19 protein-coding genes are annotated in these 17,755 nt (G+C 66.1%); 6 read left to right on the top strand and 13 right to left on the bottom strand.

The window, feature by feature from the left end:
- Nucleotides 1-21: 21 nt before the first annotated feature.
- Nucleotides 22-654, bottom strand: coding sequence for a GntR family transcriptional regulator (locus G481_RS0107575; protein ID WP_028029492.1), 633 nt, complete (start codon nucleotides 652-654; stop codon nucleotides 22-24).
- Between the two features lie 89 nt (nucleotides 655-743).
- Here G481_RS0107575 and G481_RS0107580 point away from each other — a divergent pair, with 89 nt between their 5' ends.
- Complete coding sequence (locus G481_RS0107580; RefSeq protein WP_028029493.1) at nucleotides 744-1,730, top strand: bile acid:sodium symporter family protein; 987 nt, start codon at nucleotides 744-746, stop codon at nucleotides 1,728-1,730.
- Here G481_RS0107580 and G481_RS0107585 read toward each other — a convergent pair.
- From G481_RS0107585 to G481_RS0107620, 8 genes are all read right to left on the bottom strand, one after another.
- Nucleotides 1,727-2,188, bottom strand: a complete 462-nt coding sequence (locus G481_RS0107585; protein ID WP_028029494.1) for a GFA family protein — start codon at nucleotides 2,186-2,188, stop codon at nucleotides 1,727-1,729. The genes G481_RS0107580 and G481_RS0107585 overlap by 4 nt on opposite strands.
- A 37-nt stretch (nucleotides 2,189-2,225) precedes the next feature.
- A complete protein-coding gene (locus G481_RS0107590) occupies nucleotides 2,226-4,031 on the bottom strand; it encodes an ABC transporter ATP-binding protein (RefSeq protein ID WP_211235187.1) in 1,806 nt (601 codons plus the stop codon).
- A gap of 17 nt (nucleotides 4,032-4,048) precedes the next feature.
- A complete protein-coding gene (locus G481_RS0107595; protein ID WP_028029496.1) occupies nucleotides 4,049-5,851 on the bottom strand; it encodes a gamma-glutamyltransferase family protein in 1,803 nt (600 codons plus the stop codon).
- A 12-nt stretch (nucleotides 5,852-5,863) separates the two neighbouring features.
- The gene (locus tag G481_RS0107600) at nucleotides 5,864-6,721 is read right to left on the bottom strand and encodes an ABC transporter permease (protein ID WP_028029497.1); all 858 of its coding nucleotides are present in this window, start codon (nucleotides 6,719-6,721) and stop codon (nucleotides 5,864-5,866) included.
- Nucleotides 6,718-7,665, bottom strand: a complete 948-nt coding sequence (locus tag G481_RS0107605; RefSeq protein WP_028029498.1) for an ABC transporter permease — start codon at nucleotides 7,663-7,665, stop codon at nucleotides 6,718-6,720. The genes G481_RS0107600 and G481_RS0107605 overlap by 4 nt, the downstream gene beginning before the upstream one ends.
- 48 nt (nucleotides 7,666-7,713) lie before the next feature.
- Nucleotides 7,714-9,222, bottom strand: a complete 1,509-nt coding sequence (locus G481_RS0107610) for an ABC transporter substrate-binding protein (RefSeq protein WP_028029499.1) — start codon at nucleotides 9,220-9,222, stop codon at nucleotides 7,714-7,716.
- A complete protein-coding gene (locus G481_RS0107615; protein ID WP_028029500.1) occupies nucleotides 9,219-9,968 on the bottom strand; it encodes a FadR/GntR family transcriptional regulator in 750 nt (249 codons plus the stop codon). The genes G481_RS0107610 and G481_RS0107615 overlap by 4 nt, the downstream gene beginning before the upstream one ends.
- Nucleotides 9,969-10,149: 181 nt before the next feature.
- The gene (locus G481_RS0107620) at nucleotides 10,150-10,959 is read right to left on the bottom strand and encodes a response regulator (RefSeq protein ID WP_028029501.1); all 810 of its coding nucleotides are present in this window, start codon (nucleotides 10,957-10,959) and stop codon (nucleotides 10,150-10,152) included.
- Nucleotides 10,960-11,044: 85 nt separating this feature from the next.
- Between G481_RS0107620 and G481_RS25825 the strand changes: the two genes are divergently transcribed.
- The 4 genes from G481_RS25825 (at nucleotide 11,045) to G481_RS0107640 (ending at nucleotide 13,781) form a co-directional block, all read left to right on the top strand.
- Nucleotides 11,045-11,206: a NepR family anti-sigma factor gene (locus G481_RS25825; RefSeq protein ID WP_154664547.1), complete on the top strand. Its 162-nt coding sequence runs from the start codon at nucleotides 11,045-11,047 to the stop codon at nucleotides 11,204-11,206.
- A complete protein-coding gene (locus G481_RS0107630; protein WP_028029502.1) occupies nucleotides 11,203-11,772 on the top strand; it encodes an RNA polymerase sigma factor in 570 nt (189 codons plus the stop codon). Before G481_RS25825 ends, G481_RS0107630 begins: the two co-directional genes overlap by 4 nt.
- A complete protein-coding gene (locus G481_RS0107635; protein ID WP_028029503.1) occupies nucleotides 11,769-13,517 on the top strand; it encodes a sensor histidine kinase in 1,749 nt (582 codons plus the stop codon). Before G481_RS0107630 ends, G481_RS0107635 begins: the two co-directional genes overlap by 4 nt.
- 66 nt (nucleotides 13,518-13,583) lie before the next feature.
- Nucleotides 13,584-13,781 (top strand): CsbD family protein, encoded by a 198-nt coding sequence (locus G481_RS0107640; protein ID WP_028029504.1) that lies wholly within the window; start codon nucleotides 13,584-13,586, stop codon nucleotides 13,779-13,781.
- A 48-nt stretch (nucleotides 13,782-13,829) separates the two neighbouring features.
- Here G481_RS0107640 and G481_RS0107645 read toward each other — a convergent pair whose 3' ends face one another.
- From G481_RS0107645 to G481_RS26225, 3 genes are read right to left on the bottom strand one after another with little or no spacing between them, the layout of a single operon-like run.
- Entirely contained in the window at nucleotides 13,830-14,540 is a 711-nt protein-coding gene (locus G481_RS0107645; RefSeq protein ID WP_028029505.1) for a hypothetical protein, read from the bottom strand.
- The gene (locus G481_RS26220) at nucleotides 14,527-14,952 is read right to left on the bottom strand and encodes a phage holin family protein (protein WP_035025415.1); all 426 of its coding nucleotides are present in this window, start codon (nucleotides 14,950-14,952) and stop codon (nucleotides 14,527-14,529) included. The genes G481_RS0107645 and G481_RS26220 overlap by 14 nt, the downstream gene beginning before the upstream one ends.
- Nucleotides 14,949-15,338: a hypothetical protein gene (locus G481_RS26225; RefSeq protein WP_028029506.1), complete on the bottom strand. Its 390-nt coding sequence runs from the start codon at nucleotides 15,336-15,338 to the stop codon at nucleotides 14,949-14,951. The genes G481_RS26220 and G481_RS26225 overlap by 4 nt, the downstream gene beginning before the upstream one ends.
- A gap of 251 nt (nucleotides 15,339-15,589) precedes the next feature.
- Between G481_RS26225 and G481_RS25390 the strand changes: the two genes are divergently transcribed.
- Nucleotides 15,590-15,763: a DUF1328 domain-containing protein gene (locus tag G481_RS25390; protein ID WP_028029507.1), complete on the top strand. Its 174-nt coding sequence runs from the start codon at nucleotides 15,590-15,592 to the stop codon at nucleotides 15,761-15,763.
- Nucleotides 15,764-15,848: 85 nt separating this feature from the next.
- Here the strand turns inward: G481_RS25390 and G481_RS23190 are convergent, their stop codons facing one another.
- A complete protein-coding gene (locus tag G481_RS23190; RefSeq protein WP_211235188.1) occupies nucleotides 15,849-17,720 on the bottom strand; it encodes an AI-2E family transporter in 1,872 nt (623 codons plus the stop codon).
- Between the last annotated feature and the right edge of the window lie 35 nt (nucleotides 17,721-17,755).

Here is a 17,755-nt window from a genome sequence, read left to right on the forward strand (position 1 = left end):
TTGGATCAAGGCGAAAGACAATCAGCCTTGCGCATCCAGCAATGCCAGCAGCTCGGCCGCGGCGGCGCGCAGGTGGCCGCGCATCAGGTCGGCGGCATGGTCAGCCTGGCGGTTGCAGATCGCGGCGACCAGGGCGCGGTGTTCGTCCAGCGAGCGGCGCATCCGGTCGGGGCGGCGCAACTGGGCGCGGCGGATGATTTCCAGCCGCGTGCGCAGGCTTTGGGTCATGCGCATCAGTTCGGCGTTTCCGGCCAGGGTGCCGATCAGGTCGTGCAGTTCGGCATTGAGCTGGCGATAGGCATCGGGATCGGCCTCTGCCATCCGCCCAAGGCAATCGTCGAGCTGCAGCGCGCCTTCGAGCGTGATGCGATGGGCGGCAAGGCGGGCGCACAGGGCCTCGACCTCGGCCAGCGCCTCGAACCGGTCCAGCAGGGCGGCTCGGTCGGGGGCCACCACCTCGACGCCGCGATAGGGGCGGCGGTCGGCAAGGCCGCGGGCGCAGACCTCGGCCAGTGCCTCGCGCACGGGGGTGCGCGACAGGCCATAGCGGGCGGCAAGGGCGGCCTCTTCCAGCCGGGTGCCGGGGGGGAATTCGCCGTTCAGGATCGCCTCGCTGATCTGGTCGGCCAGCCGCAGGGCAGTTGTTTCGGACATCCGGGAATTCCAGTTGGATTGCATACGGAATGATGATATGTGCGCGGCGAAGTATACATCGCATGTGAACCCATTCGCAAGGAGCGCCCATGTCGCTTGCCACCGTCGAAGCCAACCTGAGGCGTTTCGGGCTGGATCGCTACATGATGCTGCTGATCCTGACCGTGCTGCTGGCAACCTTTGCCCCGGCGCGGGGGGATTTCGCGGCGGCGCTGAAGCCGGTGACCTATTGGGTCGTGGCGCTGCTGTTCTTTCTGTATGGCGCCAAGCTGTCGACCAAGACCATCGTGTCGGGCTTTGCCAACTGGCGGCTGCAGATCGGCGTGCTGCTGTGCACCTTTGCGCTGTTTCCGCTGCTGGGGCTGGCGATCAAGCCGGTGGTGATCCAGTGGTTGCCGACGGCCATCGGGGTCGGGTTCCTGTATATCGGCTGCCTGCCGTCGACGGTGCAAAGTTCGATCGCCTTTACCTCGGTCTCGGGGGGGAATGTGGCGGGGGCGGTCTGTGCGGCGTCGATCTCGAACCTTGTGGGCGTGATCTTGTCGCCCCTGCTGTTTGCGGTGCTGATCCCGTCGGGGACGGGCTATGGCGTCGATCCTTCGGCGGTGTGGAAGATCGTGCAGCAGATCCTGTTGCCCTTTGCCGTCGGGCAGCTGTGCCGGCCGCTGCTGGCCGATTTCCTGCACCGCTACAAGTTTCCGACGATGATCGTGGATCGCGGCTCGATCCTGCTGATCGTCTATTCGGCGTTTTCGGCCGGGGTGGTCAACGGCATCTGGCAGGTGGTCTCGCCCGGCGCGCTGCTGACGATCATCGCGGTCTGCGCCGTCATGCTGGCGATTGCCATGGGCATTTCGCTGGGCGCGGGCCGGGCCGCCGGAATGCCGCGCGAGGATCTGGTGTCGCTGTTCTATTGCGGATCGACGAAAAGCCTGGCGACCGGCCTGCCGATGGCCGGGATCCTGTTCGCCGGTCAGGATATCTCGTTGGTGGTGCTGCCGCTGATGGTGTTCCACCTGCTGCAACTGGTGGTCTGCGCGATCATCTCGCAGCGGCTGGCGGCGCGGCTGGCCTAGACCTGCGCCGCGGCAAACCCGGCCATCAGCGCGGGGAATTCGGACATGTCGGGAAAGCCCTGGTAGCTGTGCCGCGCCGGGGTGGTGGCCCATGGCAGACACTCGGCCGTCATCGTCTCGATGAAGGGCTCGAACCATGAGGCATCGTCCAGCATGGTCGGGCGCAGGTTGAGGAAGCTGTTGCCGCCCATCTGGATGCGGGTGAACATCCAGCTGAAGCAATGCGGGCAGAAGTGGTGGTCCTGCCCGGGCGTCTTCAGCCCGCCGATGACGGTGTCCCCCTCGATCACCTCCATCGCGTCGGGCGCGATCATCGCGGTCAGGGAATAGGCGCTGGCCGACATCTTCTGGCAACCGCTGCAGTGGCAGGCGGCCGTCATGAACGGGGCGGCGACAATGCGAATGCGCGTGTGGCCGCAGCGGCATGCGCCGGTCATCGGCAGATCGGGACGATTCATGGCAGGGCTCCCTTTCGGGGTCAGCCTGACACGAAACTCAGACCATCACCAGATGATCCTGCCCCACCTCGCGCCATTCGCGTTTCGGCGGCTGGTAATCCAGCGGGCGGACCGGGCTTTTCAGCTCGTCGATGGGCGTGTTGCGGCGCAGCAGGCGGCGGTCGGGGTCGGGCACCGGAACCGCGGCGATCAGCTTTTGCGTATAGGGGTGCTGGGGGTTGCCGAACACCGCCTCGCGGCTGCCGATCTCGACGATCTCGCCCAGATACATCACGGCGACGCGGTGGCTGATGCGTTCGACGACCGCCATGTCGTGGCTGATGAACAGGAAAGAAATCCCCAGCCGTTCCTGCAAGTCCATCAAAAGGTTGCAGACCTGCGCCTTGATCGACACATCCAGCGCCGAGACGGATTCGTCGGCCACGATCAGCTTGGGCTCCAGCCCCAGAACGCGGGCGATGGCGACGCGCTGGCGCTGGCCACCCGAAAATTCATGCGGGTAGCGGTCCATCATCGCCGGCGACAGGCCGACCTGTTCCAGCAACTCGCCCGCCCTGGCACGGGCGGCCTTGCCGCGGGCAATGCCGTGCTTGACCAGCGGCTCGGCCACCGCCTGCCCAACGGTCATGCGCGGGTTGAGCGAGGAGAAGGGATCCTGGAAGATCATCTGGATGTCGCGCCGCATTGCCTGCATCGGCGCGCCCTTCAGCGCCAGCACGTCCTGACCTTGCAGGGTGATCGCGCCGCCGCGCGGTTCGACCAGCCGCATGATCGACCGTCCGGTCGTCGACTTGCCACAGCCGGATTCGCCGACCAGCGCCAGCGTCTCGCCGGCCCACAGATCGAAGCTGACGCCTTCGACCGCGTGAACGGCGCTGACCGGGCGGTTCAGAAGGCCCGCCTTGACATCGAACCGGGTCACAAGGTTCTGCACCGACAGCAGCGGCGGGACGGAACGGTCCACCGGCCGGGCCATGGGCGGCAAGGGGGCAATGGCGCCGCTGGCCATGTCGACGCGCGGAAAGCGGAGGGGCTGGGCCTGGCCTTCCATCGCGCCAAGGGCGGGCACGGCGGCCAGCAGCGCGCGCGAATAGGGGTGATCGGCGCGGCGGAAGATGTGATCGGTCGTGCCGGTTTCCACCTGATCGCCGCGGAACATCACCACGGTGCGATCCGCGATTTCCGCCACAACGCCCATGTCATGCGTGATGAACAGCACGGCCATGCCGTATTCGGCCTGCAATTCCTTGATCAGATCAAGGATCTGGCCCTGAATGGTCACGTCCAGCGCCGTCGTCGGTTCATCCGCGATCAGCAGTTTCGGCCGCGCCGCCAGCGCCATGGCAATCATCACGCGCTGGCGCATCCCGCCGGAAAATTCGTGCGGATACTGGTCGAACCGGCGATCCGGGTTTGGAATGCGCACGCGTTCCATGATGGCGATGGCGGCGGTGCGGGCCTGCGCGCGGTCCATGCCCTTGTGGCGGGTCAGCACCTCGGCGATCTGGCGGCCCACGGTATAGGCCGGGTTCAGCGAGGTCATCGGTTCCTGGAAGATCATGGCGATCTCGTTGCCGCGAACGTCCTGCATCTGGCCTTCGGTCAGATCCAGCAGGTTGCGCCCGTTGACCAGCACCTGCCCCGAGATGCGGGACTGGTGCGGATCCAGCAGCCGCATGATGGACAACGAGGTCACCGACTTGCCCGAGCCGGATTCCCCCACGACCGCCACCGTCTCGCCGGCGCGGATGTCAAAGCCGATGTTGCGCACGACCTCGCGCCAGCCGTCCTCGGTGCGGAAGGCGGTGGTCAGGTTGCGGACAGACAGGATGGGGGCGGTCACGGGCGCGTCCTTTCGGCTTATCGGCCGGCAGCGTAGGCCTGCATCAGGCGGGGGGTGGCAGCGGCGCGCAGCAGGCCATCGGCATCGCGGCGCGCGGCGGTCAGGCGGCCGATGTCCCAGGACCCGGCAACCACCACCTTGTGACCACGGGCGCGCAGCGCCTCGATGGCGGCTTCACCGATGCGGTCCTCGATCATCATCACGCCGGGATCCATCGTGCGCGGGTGGAACGAGGCCGGGAAGTGCGAGCTGTGGAACAGCGGCATGTCCACCGCCTGTTGCAGGTTCAGCGCGTGGTGGACATAGCGCAGGAAGAAGCTGATCTGCCACTGGTCCTGCTGATCGCCGCCCGGCGTGCCAAAGGCCAGCGTCGGCTTGCCGCCCAGCAGCGCGATCGAGGGCGTCAGCGTAGTGCGCGGCCGCTTGCCCGGCGCCAGCGAGGTGGGCAGCCCCTCTTGCAGCCAGAACATCTGGGCGCGGCTGTTCAGGCAGAACCCAAGGCCCGGAATGATGGGCGAGCTTTGCAGCCAGCCGCCCGAAGGGGTCGCCGCGACCATGTTGCCCCAGCGGTCGATCACATCCAGATGGCAGGTATCGCCGCGCTTTTCCGTGGGCTTGTCGGCGGCATTCGCCAGATGCGCCATGGTGGGTTCATAGACCGCGCCCCCCGTTTGCCCCGACAGCATCGCCATGGTGCGCGCAACCTGATCCTCATAGCCAGGCACGGTGCCGGGGCGCAGCTCCAGCGAGGCGGTGCTGCCGATCAGCTTGGCGCGTTCGCGGTTGTAATCGTCCGACAGCAGGTGATCCACCGGGACCGTGGCAAAGTCGGGGTCGCCGTAATAGACCTCGCGGTCAGCAAAGGCGAGCTTCATCGCCTCGATGACCGTATGGACGAATTCCTCGCCCGTCGGGTCCATCTGCGCGATGTTGGTGTGCTTGAGCAGCGCAAGGGTCTGGGCAAAGACCGGCCCCTGCCCCCACGGACCTTGTTTGCACAGCGTCCAGTCGCCGTAATCATAGGTCAGCGGATCCTCGACATGGGCGGCATAGCCGGCCATGTCGGCCGCGCTCAGCACCGCCTTGTGCTTGCGGCCCGAGGCATCCATCACCTCGGCGGTCTTCAGCCACTGGGCCATCTCTTCGGCCACGAAGCCGCGGTAGAACGCATCGCGCGCGGCGTCGATCTGCGCCTCGCGCCCCGTGGCCTTTTCGGCCGCCTCGACGATGCGGGTCCAGGTGCGGGCCAGATCGGGGTTGCGGAACAGCGCACCGGCCTTGGGCAGCTTGCCCCCCGGCACCCAGGTTTCATACGAGGTCGGCCATTCGTCGCGCATGAAATCCGCCAGATCGCGGATCTGGTTCGCGACGCGCGGCAGCATCGGGTGACCATCGCGGGCATAGCCGATCGCAGGCTCCAGCACCTCGCGCACGGTCATGGTGCCATAGTCGCGCAGCATCAGCATCCAGCCATCGAAGGCGCCGGGAATGACGGTGGCCAGCAGGCCATCGCCCGGAATGATGTCGATCCCTTCGGCTTTGTAATGCGCGATGGTGGCACCGGCAGGCGCCGGGCCCTGGCCGCAGATCACCTGCACCTTGCCCTTGTCGGCCGAATAGATCACCGCCGGCATGTCGCCGCCCAGACCGTTCAGGTGCGGCTCGACCACGATCAGCGTCATGGCGGTGGCAACGGCGGCGTCAAAGGCGTTGCCGCCCTTTTCCAGGATTGCCATGCCGACAGCCGTGGGAATCCAGTGGGTCGAGGTCACGACGCCGAAGGTGCCGGTAATCTCGGGGCGGGTGGTGAAAGTGGTCATGTATGTCGTCCGTCAGTTCTCGCGCGGGTCAAGCGCCTCGCGCAGGCCATCGCCAAGCAGGTTGAAGCCCACGACGACCAGAAAGATCGCAAGGCCGGGAAACAGCGCATAGGTCGGCGCCTGGGTCAGAAAGTTCTTGGCCGTGTTCAGCATGGATCCCCAGCTGGGCGCAGGGGCCTGCTGGCCAAGGCCAAGGAACGAAAGCGATGCCTCGGCAATGATCGCGGTGGCCACGGTCAGCGTGGCCTGCACGATGATCGGCGGCACGATGTTCGGCAGAATATAGCGCCCCATGATTTCCACATGGTTCAGCCCGACGGCCCGGGCGCCTTCGACATAATCCTCGGCCTTGACGGCCAGCACCTGCCCGCGCGTCAGGCGGATGATGATGGGCATGGCCGACAGGCCGATCGCGATCATCGCATTGGTCAGAGACGGGCCCAGAAAGGCCGCCAGCGCGATGGCCATGATCAGGAAGGGCATGGCCAGCAGCGCCTCGGTGATGCGGGAAATCACCATGTCGACCCAGCCGCCGAAATACCCGGCCAGCAGGCCCAGCGGCACCCCCGTCACCAGCGCGATGGCGACCGAGATCACCCCCGCCAGCAACGAGGCACGGGCGCCCCAGATCATGCGCGACAGGATGTCCCGGCCAATCTCGTCGGTGCCCAGCCAGTATTGCGCCGAGGGCGGCAGGCGGATCGCCGTCCAGCTGGTCGCCGTGGGATCGGCAATCGGCAGCAGCGGCGCAAAGACCGCCAGCAAGATGATCGGGATCACGATCACCGCGCCCACGATGGCCGAGGGGTTGCGGCGCAGCGAGCGCCAGGCACGCGAGCCCTTGCGGGCGGGAACGGCGGCATCGGTCATAGCTGCGACCTCAGACGGGGGTTGAGCAGGACATACAGCACATCGGCCACCAGGTTCAGCAAGATGAAGCCGGTCGCGGTGCACAGCACGACGCCCTGGACGACCGCATAATCGCGGGTGAACACGGCATCGACGATCAGCTTGCCGAAACCGGGAATGGTGAAGATCTGTTCGGTCAGCACGGCACCGGCCAGCAATTCACCGAACAGCAGCGCAGTCAGGGTGATGACCGGCAGCACCGCATTGCGGAAGGCATGGCCCAGAACCACGGTGCGGCCTGACAGCCCCTTGGCCCGTGCGGTGCGGATATAGTCGGATTTCAGAACGCCCATCATGGACGACCGGGTATGGCGCAGCAGCGTCGCCGACAGCCCGGTTCCCAGCACCACCGCGGGCATGATCATCGTCTTGAGCGAGAGCCCAAGGTTTTCCCAAGGCGAGACATAGCCCGAGGCCGGCAGCCATTGCAGGTTCACCGACACCAGCAGGATCAGCATGATCCCCAGCCAGAAATTCGGTATTGAAAGCGAAGCCAGCGCAAGGAAGTTGACGGCATGGTCCGCGAACCTTCGCTTGCGCACTGCGGCATAGATCCCGGCCGGAACCCCCAGGCAAAAGGCGATGGCCAGCGCCATGATGGCCAGCTGGATCGTCACCGGCAGCTTTTGCGCGATCAGTTCCAGCACCGGCTGGCCGGTGCGCAGCGAGATGCCCAGATCGCCCTGCGCCGCCGCGACCACCCAGCGCACATATTGCACCGGCAGCGGATCGTTGAAGCCATAGCGCTCGCGCAGTTCAGCCAGAACCACGGGGTCACGTTCCTCGCCTGCCAACGCCATGACCGGATCGCCGGGCAGCAGCTTTTGCAGGAAGAAGACGAAGATGGAAACCAGCAGCAGCGTGGGAATGGCCACCAGCAGCCGCTTGGCGATGAAGATATGCATGGGCGCCGTTCCGCGAAAGGCGCCGCCCCCGAAGGGGCGGCGATCAGATCAGTTGTCCAGCGTCACGCCGCGCAGACGGATCATCGCATCGGGATAGGCCTCGAAGCCCTTCAGCTTGGCGGTGAAGCCATAGAGGAACTTCTGGTGTCCGAAGGTGATGATCGGCAGCTCGTCAGTGACGATCGCGGCAAAGGCGTTGTAGCTGGCCTTGCGGGTCGCCGGATCGGACGAGGCGCGGGCCGCATCCAGCAGCTTGTCGACCTCGGGGTTGGAATACTTCATGTCGTTCAGACCACCCTTGGAATGGTAGAACTGATGCACGTTGCCATCCGGGTCCGCACGGCCCGACCAGTCGGAACGGGTCATCTCGTAATCGCCGGTGGACTGGTTGTTCAGCAGCGTCGCAAATTCGGTCGAGATCAGCGAGACGTCAAAGCCCGCCTCGGCCACCATCGCCTGGATCATCTGCATGGTCTGGGTGACGACCGGGTTGTTGTGGTGCTTGAGCGTCACCGCAACGCGGTCAAAGCCCGCTTCCTTGACCAGCGCCTTGGCCTTTTCGATGTCGCGCGGCTGGACGGGGATGTCCTTGTTGTACCACGGCGAGGTGGGCGGCCAGGGCTGGTTGCCCGCAAGTGCGGTGCCCGAGAACACGACCTGGTTGATCGCCTCGCGGTCGATGGCCATGGAAAACGCCTGACGCAGCGCCTTGGACTGGCCCATCGGCTTCTTGCCGTTCTCGCCGTTGGCCATGTTCACATACATGCCCATGCTGCCCAGACCGACGGCCTCGGCATAGCCAAGGCTTGCATCACCCTGCACGGTGGCAGCATCGGTCGCGGCAATGCGGTCCACCAGCTGCACATCACCCGAACGCAGGTTGGCAAGGCGCACGGTCGAGTCCGGGATCGGCACATAGGTCACGCGGTCGACATGATAGTTGCCGGCATCCCAGTAGTCGGCGAACTTTTCCAGCACGATACGGTCTTGCGCCACGCGCTCGACGAACTTGAACGGGCCGGCGCAGACCGGGTTCGCACCAAAGTTCGCGCCAGCCGCCTCGGCCGCCTTGGGCGAGACGATCATGCCCGCACGGTCCGACAGCTGCGCCACCAGCGAGGCATCGGGCTTTTTCAGCGTGAAGGTCACTTGCAGCGGGCCGGTCGCCTCGACCTTTTCCACCGAGGACAGTTCCGATTTGCGGCGGCTTTCCGGCAGGGTCATGTTGCGGGTGATGGTATAGACCACCGCCTCGGCATTCATCGGCTCGCCGTCGTGGAACTTGACGCCCTCGCGCAGGTTCATCACCAGCTTGAGGCCATCTTCCGAGGTCGACCAGTCGGTCGCCAGCATCGGCACGAATTCGACGTTCTCGTTGATGTCGACCAGCTTGTCGCACAGCGAGGCATAGACGATCCGCCCGACGAAGGACCGCGACTGCGCCGGGTCCAGCATGTCGGGGTCGTCCTGCAGCGCGATGCGCAGATCGGCGGCCTGACCGGCAAAGGCGAACAGGCACCCGGCAAGTGCCGTGGTGGCTAGGGTTTTCCAGCTCATTTCAGGGTATCCTCCGTAGGGACAGGCGATGTGACAGGGTCAAACGAGGTAAGACGGCGCAAAAGCCGCATCTGAAGATCAAGCAGGTGTTCGCGCATGGCAGCCCCCGCGCGGGCCGGATCGCGGGCGTCGATCGCCTCGATGATCGCGACGTGCTGGTTGCTGACGCTGGCAGCGGTCGCGCCACCCTCGCGCGCAAGGTCGCGCACGATCTGCCAGGCCTTTTCCTGCCGCACCCGGTTCATGATGTCGAACAGGGTCAGGAACATCGGATTGCGCGCGGCGACGGCGATCTGACGGTGAAAGGCGCCGTCCCACAGCTCGCAGCTTTCGGGGTCGCTTGCCTCGATGCTGCGGCGGTTCAGCTCGATCATGCGGGCCACGTCGGCATCGTCGGCGCGCAGGGCGGCCAGCTGGGCGATCTGCGGCTCCAGCCTCAGGCGGACCTCCATCACCTCGTCATAGGTCGCGCGCGGGATGGTGGCCGAGATCTGTTCGGCCAGCACCTCTTGCCGGCTGCCGACAAAGGTGCCCGCGCCTTGCTTGCGCCAGATCAGCCCTTCGGCCTCGAGCACCTCCAGCGCGCGGCGCAGGGCGTGGCGGCCAATCCCAAGCCGCTGGGTCAAGGCCCGTTCGGTCGGCAGCTTGCCGCCGTCCTGCGCCCATTCGGGCGACGCGATCAGGTGCCGCAGCTCTTCCAGCGCGGAGTTGGCATCCCTGGATTGCGTGTCAGCCGAGGTGAGCACTGTTGCGAACCATTTTCATATTGGTTCGATCAATCTGAAACCAATCTCAGGCCATGAAAAGCAGAAATTTGCATATGTTCTGTAGAAACACGAAAACGAGGCCTGAAATGGCCCCGTTTTGCACAAAATTTATGCAACCAATCCGGATTTGGTTCAGATCATGTCACAACCAAGGGTCCGATCAGGTCATCAACGTCTCGGTCGAGGCGAAGAACATCGCCTGACTGACCGCCGAACGCACCTGTTCCTCGGAATAGGGCTTGTTGATCAGGAAGGCCGGCTCTGGCCGTTCGCCGGTCAACAGGCGTTCCGGGAAGGCGGTGATGAAGATCACCGGCAGATCGGTGAAGTCGCCCAGAATGTCGTTCACCGCGTCGATCCCCGAGGAATTGTCGGCCAGCTGGATATCGGCCAGGATCAGATCGGGCCGTTCCTGCCCGGCCAGCCGCACCGCCTGAGACCGGGTGCGCGCAATGCCGGTGACCGAATGGCCCATGTCCTCGACGATGGCGGACAGATCCATGGCGATGATCGCCTCGTCCTCGATCACCAGCACCTTGCCGCGGATCGAGCTTTCCATCTCGGCCACCGCCCGGTCGATCAGGGCTGCGGCCTCGTCGGCATCGGACCCGATGATCTGGCCGATTTCGCCGGTCGTGAACCCTTCGAGCGTGTGCAGCAGCAGGGCCTCGCGCGAGTTGGGGGTCAGGCGCGACAGATGGGCCTGCGCGGCGGCGGTGACACCGTTGTCCGCCTCGGCCACCGGAGCGCCAGAGCTGGACCAGACGGCATGCAGCACGCGAAACAGCGCCACCTTGGCGACACCCGCCTCGGGGATCAGCGAGGGGTCGGCCAGAACCGTCTCCAGCGTCGACAGCGCGTAGCGATCGCCGCTGGTCTGGTTGCCGGTCAGCGCACGGGCATAGCGACGCAGATACGGAAGATGGGTGGCCACTGCGGTGGACACCGGGGAATTTCCTGTCAGCGCCATGAAAAACATCTCCAGATTTGCATTTCTTCTGGAACCGAACGCGGGCTGTGGCGTTTGGTTCCCAATGAATGGCAGGAATCTGACTATGAAGCCCGTAAATCCCAAGACCGGCGCGCGGTCGTCGGCGATCAAGACGCAGATCGACGAAAACCTCAAGCGGGTCTACCAGCAGGCCCTGACCGAAGAGGTGCCTGACCGCTTCGTGGAACTTCTGGCGCAGCTGAAGGCCAAGGAGTCGCAGCAATGACAGCTTCAGGGGGCGGCGATCCGCGCGATCAGCTGGTGACACTGGTGCCCAGCCTGCGCGCCTTTGCGCTCAGCCTGTGCCGCAACGGGGCGCAGGCCGACGATCTGGTGCAGGAAACGCTGCTCAAGGCCTGGTCGAACATGGACAAGTTCGACCCTGCGACCAAGCTCGAGGCCTGGCTGTTCACCATCTTGCGCAACACCTTCTATTCGGCGCTGCGCAAGTCGCGCCGCGAGGTCCAGGACAGCGACGGCATTCACGCCGCCAGCCAGTTCGACAAGCCCGATCACGATGGCCGCCTGGCCTTCAAGGATTTCGAGCGCGCCTTTGACCAGCTTTCCCCGGAACACCGCGAGGTTCTGGTTCTGGTCGGCGCCTCGGGCTACAGCTGCGAGGAAGCGGCCGAGATGATGGGCGTGGCCGTCGGCACGGTCAAAAGCCGCACCAGCCGCGCCCGCAAGCGTCTGGCCGAGCTGATGGGCCTTGCCGAAGGCGAAGACATGTTGCCCGATGCCGATGGAGGAACAGCCGCCGTCCTGAGCCGTTCATCCGTCATCGCGGCATGAGCGCAGTCCGCCTTGGAAGGTTTGGCGCCGGACTTGTCCGGCGCCTTGCCATTGTGAACATCGTGGCCCTGCTGCCGCTGGTCATTCTGACCGCAATGCAGACCCGCACGCTGGTCAACGAGGCCAGCGACAGCCTGTCCCGCGCCGCGATGGCCCGAACGGTGCAGGCCGCACAACAGGAAATCCAGCTGATCGGCGCGGCGCGGACACTGGCGCGCACCCTTGCGCAGATGATGCCCGAGACGATTGGCGACACCGACGCCTGCATCCGCAAGATGGACGCCGCCGCCCGCGCCTACCCCGATTTTTCGCTGATCGCCTATGTCCCGCTGTCCGGCCAGATGATCTGTGCCTCGGGCGGGCGCAGCCATGACTTTGGCGGCAACCCGTTCTTTGCCCGCCTGACCGAGGTGCCCGAGCCGCGGCTGGTGCTGAACCCCGGGGGCCCGGTGTCCGGCTATGCGGTTCTGGGCGTCAGCGAGCCGGTCTTCGGGCCGGGGGGCAAGCAGCTGGGCATTGTCAGCATTTCTGTGCCGCATCAGGCGATCGTGGCGCCCGATACGGTGCAACGCGATACGCTGAGCGAGACGCCCGTGGCGCTGATCACCTTTGACAATGACGGCACGATCCTGACCCATACCGTGCCCCTGGACCAGACGTCGGCCTTGCTGCCGGCGGGCCAGACGCTGGCCGGTCTGGCCCGCGCTGGCGCGCATACGCTGAGCAACTTTGGCCCGTCCGGCGAACAGCGGGTCTATGCCGTGGCGCCGATCACGCCAGAGCTGTATCTGCTGGGGATCTGGTCGCCCGCGAACAATGCCGCCATGATCAACCCGTCGGTCGCGCCCTGGCTGCTCGCCGGGCTGATGGTGCTGTCCGGGCTGCTGGCTGCGGCCTTTGCGGCCGAACGCCTGGTGATCCGCCATATTCGCAGCCTGTCTGCCGCGATGACCGCCTTTGCCGCCGGCGCACGGCTGCGCCCGCGGCCCGACCTGGTGGACCCGCCTGCCGAAATCGCCGAACTGGCCGAGGTCTATGGCGCCATGACCGAAACCATCCTGCGCGACGAGGCCGATCTGGAAAACCTGCTGCACCAGAAGGCCGAACTGCTGCGCGAGGTGCATCACCGCACCGGCAACAGCTTGCAGCTCATCGCCTCGATCCTGCGGATGCATCTGCGCGAGAACCCCGACGATGCGGTGCGCCAGGTGCTGGAAAACCTGCTGGAACGGGTGATGAGCCTGTCGACCGTCCACCTTGGCCTTTACCGCATCGCGGGCAGCCCCGAGGTGGCGGTGGACGAGCTGATCGCCGAGGTGATCGCCAAGGTCGACATGCTGCATTCCCGCAGCGGGCGCACCACGACCATCGAGACGGACCTGACCCCCCTGCCACTTGCGACCCATCAGGCGGTTCCGCTGGCGCTGCTGCTGGCCGAGGTGCTGGCGGCCTTTCTGGCCGATGCGGCAGATGCCTCGCCCCTGCGGGTTCGCGTGCGGCTTAGGGCCGAGCCGGGCAAGGCCGCCGTGCTTTGCGTATCCGGCCCGCAATCGGCCGAGGTGCGGCTGACCGGCACCGGCGGCAGCGCGCCCGAGGTGATCGCCGCCCGGCTGATCCGCGGTTTCGTGCGCCAGCTGGACGGCGAGTCGGCATTGGAACGGGATGGCGATCTGCTGGAATTCTCGGTCGGCTTCACGGTGCGGCAAGGCACGATTGATCCGGCAAAGGTCCCCGAGGCGGCCTGAGCGGGGAACCATCCTTGCGCTGATGCGTTAGCCAAGTGTCTGACGCAAAAGCAGAAAGGATATGCCATGAACTGGGATCAGATCGCTGGACGCTGGACCGAGATGAAGGGCAAGGCCCGCGAGATGTGGGGGGACCTGACCGATGACGAACTGGACCGGGTCGCCGGCAAGCGTGACCAGATGGTCGGCCTGATGCAGACGAAATACGGCGACAGCAAGGAAGACGCCGAACGCAAGATCGACGACTGGCTGCGCAGGATGTAAGCCCCCCGGAACGACCCAAGGGCCGCGATGTCGCGGGCCTTTTTCAGTTCAGGACCGGGTCCGTTCCGACACCAGCGCGACGACCGTTCGCGCCAGCAGGACAGCGCTGTTCAGATCATCTGACGCAGCCTGGCGCGCCGCTGCAAGGATCTGGCGTCTGGCATCGCCCAGCACCTGCTCTTCGATGCGGCTGCGCGGCAAAAGCAGGGCAGCCACAGCCCCGACAGCCGCAAGCGCCCCGCCGATCCAGAGCGGGCGGGATCCCCCGTCATCAGGGGGGTCGCCAGAGTCCCGAGCGCCAAGATGTGCAGCATAGGCAGCCTCGCGCGTGGCAAGGGCGCAGGCGCGTTCGGCCTGCGGCAGGTCTTGCAGATCTTGCGTCAGGATGCGGCGCACATCCGCAGCCAACGCTTCAAGAACCTTGGACCGGCGCTGCATCCGTTCATCAGGATCGCCGCCCTGCGCGTCGATCTCTGCCAGCATCCGGACGGCGCGGGCCCGCAGCGCATCTGCGGCGGCCATCCAGTCGGCGGGCCTTGGCGGATCCTCGCGTGACGCAAGGCTGCGATAGGCGGCCACCCCCAACCCGCCCAGGGCAAGCGCGGTCGGCCCCGGATGGGCCCGGGCGGTGTCCACGGCCTGGGCGGCAAGGCCGTGCAATGTCAGGCTTGCCTTCAGATCGGCCAAGGCCGCGCCAAGGGCGCGGCGGGTTTCGCCCAGGTCAGCTTCGATGCGGGCGGAGTCGTCAGGGTTGACCATCTTCGGAGACCTTTTCGTCATGGCCATCCAGCGCGGCCAGCGTGCGGCGCAGGCTGCGCGCGCTGCGCCAGGGGGCAAGGTTGCCTGCCCTTAGTCGCCAGCGCGCCGCCTGCACATGCCCCAAGGCAAGCGCGATCAGGCCGACACCGACCGCCAGCATGGCCCAGGCCGGGTGCATCCCGGTCGCAACAAGGCCCAGAACCGCGGACCCGGCCAGCAAGATCGCACCAACCAGCCCAAGAACCAGCGCAACCGCCAGCAGCCCCACGGCCCGGCGGGTATCGGCTGCGGCCCGCCTTGCCTCGGCCCGCAGCAGCGCAACATGGCTGCCGATCAGGCTGGCAAGCGCGGCGATGACCGCCGAGATGGCGGCGGCGGGCAACGGCCCGCCGTCTTGCGCCGTGCCGGTCACGGCCGGCGCCCCGGCGCGGGCGCCAGCAGCCGCGCCAGAGCAAAGCCTGCAACGGCCGCGCCCAGCATGAACAGGCCCGGATGGCGCTGAGCGCTGCCCCTGACATCGGCTGCAAGATCGCTCAGGCTGCGATCGCGCAGCATATCCGCGGTCGCGGCAACACCAGAACTGACCGCAGCAGACACGCCGTGCTGAATTGCCTTGGGGTCCGCACGTTCGGCCGCGCGGCGCAACGTGTCGGACAGGCGTTCGCCGGATTCGGACAGGGCATCGCGTGCGCCCGACAGCGCGTCCGAGGCGACATCGGCCGCCGAACCTGCCGTGCGCAAGGCGGCCTCGCGCGTGTCATCCAGGTTTTTCTTCAGGGTCCGGGTCGGGGTACTCATGGATCACTCCTCAAGACTAAGGGAATTGGCGCAACGCAAGCATGTGGTCGGGGCTGGGCCCACTGGCCACCTGCGTCGGATCGTGCGGACGCGCGGCACCAACCCAAGGGCAACGCGACGCCGCACAAGCGGTTCCCATGAGGCGATTTCAGGCCCCCGCAGCCAATGCCGGGAACCCGCAGCCCGTTACCGCGTTGTCCAGACACGATGGTTCGGCGCGCTGGTTGCGCCAGGGTACAAGGAGTAAAGTCATGCTTGGATGGGCAATCACCTTTCTGATCGTCGCGCTGATCGCTGGCGTCCTGGGCTTTGGCGGCATCGCCGGCACCTCGGTCGGAATCGCCAAGGTTCTGTTCTTCATTTTCATCATCCTGTTCGTGGTCTCGCTGATCGCCCGTGCGATCCGGGGTCGCCCCCCGGTCTGACCCCAACAGGCCGGTTCCCGCGCAGCCATCCTGTCCCAGATGCGCTGCAAGGGCCGCAGGCACCGCCTGCGGCCCTTTTTTGCTTTCAGGTGCGGCGGCTGCGCGCCCTGCGGCGGTTGGTCGGGGGCAACGGCACCGGGGCAGCATCGGCGAACGCCGCCTCTAGCGCCGGGGCCATGCCCGACACGCAGAAATCGGCACCGATTTCCAGCGCCTCTCTGGCCGGATCGCGATCTTCCCCCGGTGGCGCCTCTTGCCAGATCACGACCCCCACCCGCATGTGCGGCGCCGCGCTCTTGATCCGGCGGACATGCAGCAAGGCAACACGCGGCGGGGTGGCATCCAGCAGGCTGAGAACGACGCAATCCGCCTTGGCGCCGGTCAGGGCGGAAAACCGGCTGGGCGCCAGATCGACATGGCCCAGAACGGCAACCTCGGCGCCTTCGGCACTGGCGGCCTGCGCCAGCATTCGCGCCGCCACATCGTCCAGCCCGGACTGCCCGCCGATGCAGATCAAGCGACGACCGGCACCGCGCAAGGGCGCCTCGTCCGCCTGCGCCTCGGCCAGCTCGTCCGACACCACCGCCTCCAGCTCGTCCAGCAACCGCATCGCGGCAGCGGCGGCGCGCTGTTCCTGATCCCGATCGACGATGCCGCGCTCGTAATCCGACTGCGCCAGCAACAGCGCGGGCAGTCCGACATCACGGTGATAGTCGGCCAGATACTGCTCTTCCAGCGCCTCCTGGGCGCGAAAGGTGCTTTCCACCACATCGCCGACCAGCAGCCGCTGATAGAGCCGCGATTGCGGGGCCAGAACGGGTTCTGAGCCAAAGAGGATGTTGAACACCTCGAACTGCGGGATATGGCGCCCCAGAACCACCAGGCACACGGTCAGCGGCGTCGACAGGACCAGCCCCATCGGCCCCCAGATCCAGGTCCAGAAGATCGCGGCCACAATGATCGCCAGCGGGCTGACACCTGTGCGGCTGCCATAAAGCCAGGGCTCGACGATGTTCGAGGTGATCAGCTCGACCACGATGAACAGCGCGGCGGTCCACAGCACAAGGGACCAGCCGGGCGAGGCCGCAAAGGCCAGCGCCAGCGGAAAGACCGCCGCAAGGATCGAGCCGACATAGGGCACGAACCGCAGCACCAGCGTCAGCGCCCCCCACAGCGCGGCATTGGGCACCCCGATGACCCAAAGCCCGACCCCGATCGGCACGGCATAGATGATGTTCACCGCCAGCTGGATCAGCAGATACCGCGCCACCCGGCTGCCAGCATCTTCCATGACCTGCGTGCTCTTGTGGATGTCATTCGTGCCGACCAGCCGGATCAGGCGGTCGCGCAGCTCGTCGCGTTCGAGCAACATGAAGATCACGACGACGATGACCAGCCCCGCCGCCGCCACCGGACGGATCAGCGGCAAGACCATATCCTGCATCACCGTCAGGGGGTCGCGGCCATCGACGACCTGAACCTCGACCGGCTTGTCCTGTTGCGCCCCCGGCTCGGCGGGCAGTCCGGCGCCAAGGCGTGCACCGATATCGGACACCATGTGGCGCAGGCGGTTCAGAACGCCATTGCCCGACCCGGTTTCCTGCACGCTTTCCAGCTTGGTGACGATATTGGCCTGAAAGGTGGGCAGCTCGCGCGCCAGCGATCCGAATTGCAATGCGACGACCAGCATGAACACCCCGATCACCGCAAAGGCCACGGTCACGACCGACAGCACCGCCAGCAGGTTGGGCAACCCGCGTTTGCGCAGAAAGCTGACCGCAGGGGTCAGGGCAAAGGCGATGATCATCGCAAAGGCCAGCGGCAGGAACACCTCGCGCCCGATGTGCAGGACGGCGGCGATCAGCGTCGCGGCGATCAGCGTGGTCAGGGTCATGCGGCGGCGCGCATGATCATGCGGCAGCTGATCGGCGGGGCGCGGCACCGCATCGAAACCCATTCCAGCATTCCTTCTGGCGGGGAGGTGCCCGCGAC

The sequence above is a fragment of the Gemmobacter nectariphilus DSM 15620 genome (assembly GCF_000429765.1).
Lineage (GTDB): Bacteria > Pseudomonadota > Alphaproteobacteria > Rhodobacterales > Rhodobacteraceae > Wagnerdoeblera > Wagnerdoeblera nectariphila.

Excerpts from the sequence above, each read along its gene's own strand:
- G481_RS0107575 (WP_028029492.1), bottom strand. The coding sequence starts at position 654 with ATGTCCGAAACAACTGCCCTGCGGCTGGCCGACCAGATCAGCGAGGCG.
- G481_RS0107580 (WP_028029493.1), top strand. The coding sequence starts at position 744 with ATGTCGCTTGCCACCGTCGAAGCCAACCTGAGGCGTTTCGGGCTGGAT.
- G481_RS0107585 (WP_028029494.1), bottom strand. The coding sequence starts at position 2,188 with ATGAATCGTCCCGATCTGCCGATGACCGGCGCATGCCGCTGCGGCCAC.
- G481_RS0107595 (WP_028029496.1), bottom strand. The coding sequence starts at position 5,851 with ATGACCACTTTCACCACCCGCCCCGAGATTACCGGCACCTTCGGCGTC.
- G481_RS0107600 (WP_028029497.1), bottom strand. The coding sequence starts at position 6,721 with ATGACCGATGCCGCCGTTCCCGCCCGCAAGGGCTCGCGTGCCTGGCGC.
- G481_RS0107605 (WP_028029498.1), bottom strand. The coding sequence starts at position 7,665 with ATGCATATCTTCATCGCCAAGCGGCTGCTGGTGGCCATTCCCACGCTG.
- G481_RS0107610 (WP_028029499.1), bottom strand. The coding sequence starts at position 9,222 with ATGAGCTGGAAAACCCTAGCCACCACGGCACTTGCCGGGTGCCTGTTC.
- G481_RS0107620 (WP_028029501.1), bottom strand. The coding sequence starts at position 10,959 with ATGGCGCTGACAGGAAATTCCCCGGTGTCCACCGCAGTGGCCACCCAT.
- G481_RS25825 (WP_154664547.1), top strand. The coding sequence starts at position 11,045 with ATGAAGCCCGTAAATCCCAAGACCGGCGCGCGGTCGTCGGCGATCAAG.
- G481_RS0107630 (WP_028029502.1), top strand. The coding sequence starts at position 11,203 with ATGACAGCTTCAGGGGGCGGCGATCCGCGCGATCAGCTGGTGACACTG.
- G481_RS0107635 (WP_028029503.1), top strand. The coding sequence starts at position 11,769 with ATGAGCGCAGTCCGCCTTGGAAGGTTTGGCGCCGGACTTGTCCGGCGC.
- G481_RS0107640 (WP_028029504.1), top strand. The coding sequence starts at position 13,584 with ATGAACTGGGATCAGATCGCTGGACGCTGGACCGAGATGAAGGGCAAG.
- G481_RS0107645 (WP_028029505.1), bottom strand. The coding sequence starts at position 14,540 with ATGGTCAACCCTGACGACTCCGCCCGCATCGAAGCTGACCTGGGCGAA.
- G481_RS26225 (WP_028029506.1), bottom strand. The coding sequence starts at position 15,338 with ATGAGTACCCCGACCCGGACCCTGAAGAAAAACCTGGATGACACGCGC.
- G481_RS25390 (WP_028029507.1), top strand. The coding sequence starts at position 15,590 with ATGCTTGGATGGGCAATCACCTTTCTGATCGTCGCGCTGATCGCTGGC.
- G481_RS23190 (WP_211235188.1), bottom strand. The coding sequence starts at position 17,720 with ATGGGTTTCGATGCGGTGCCGCGCCCCGCCGATCAGCTGCCGCATGAT.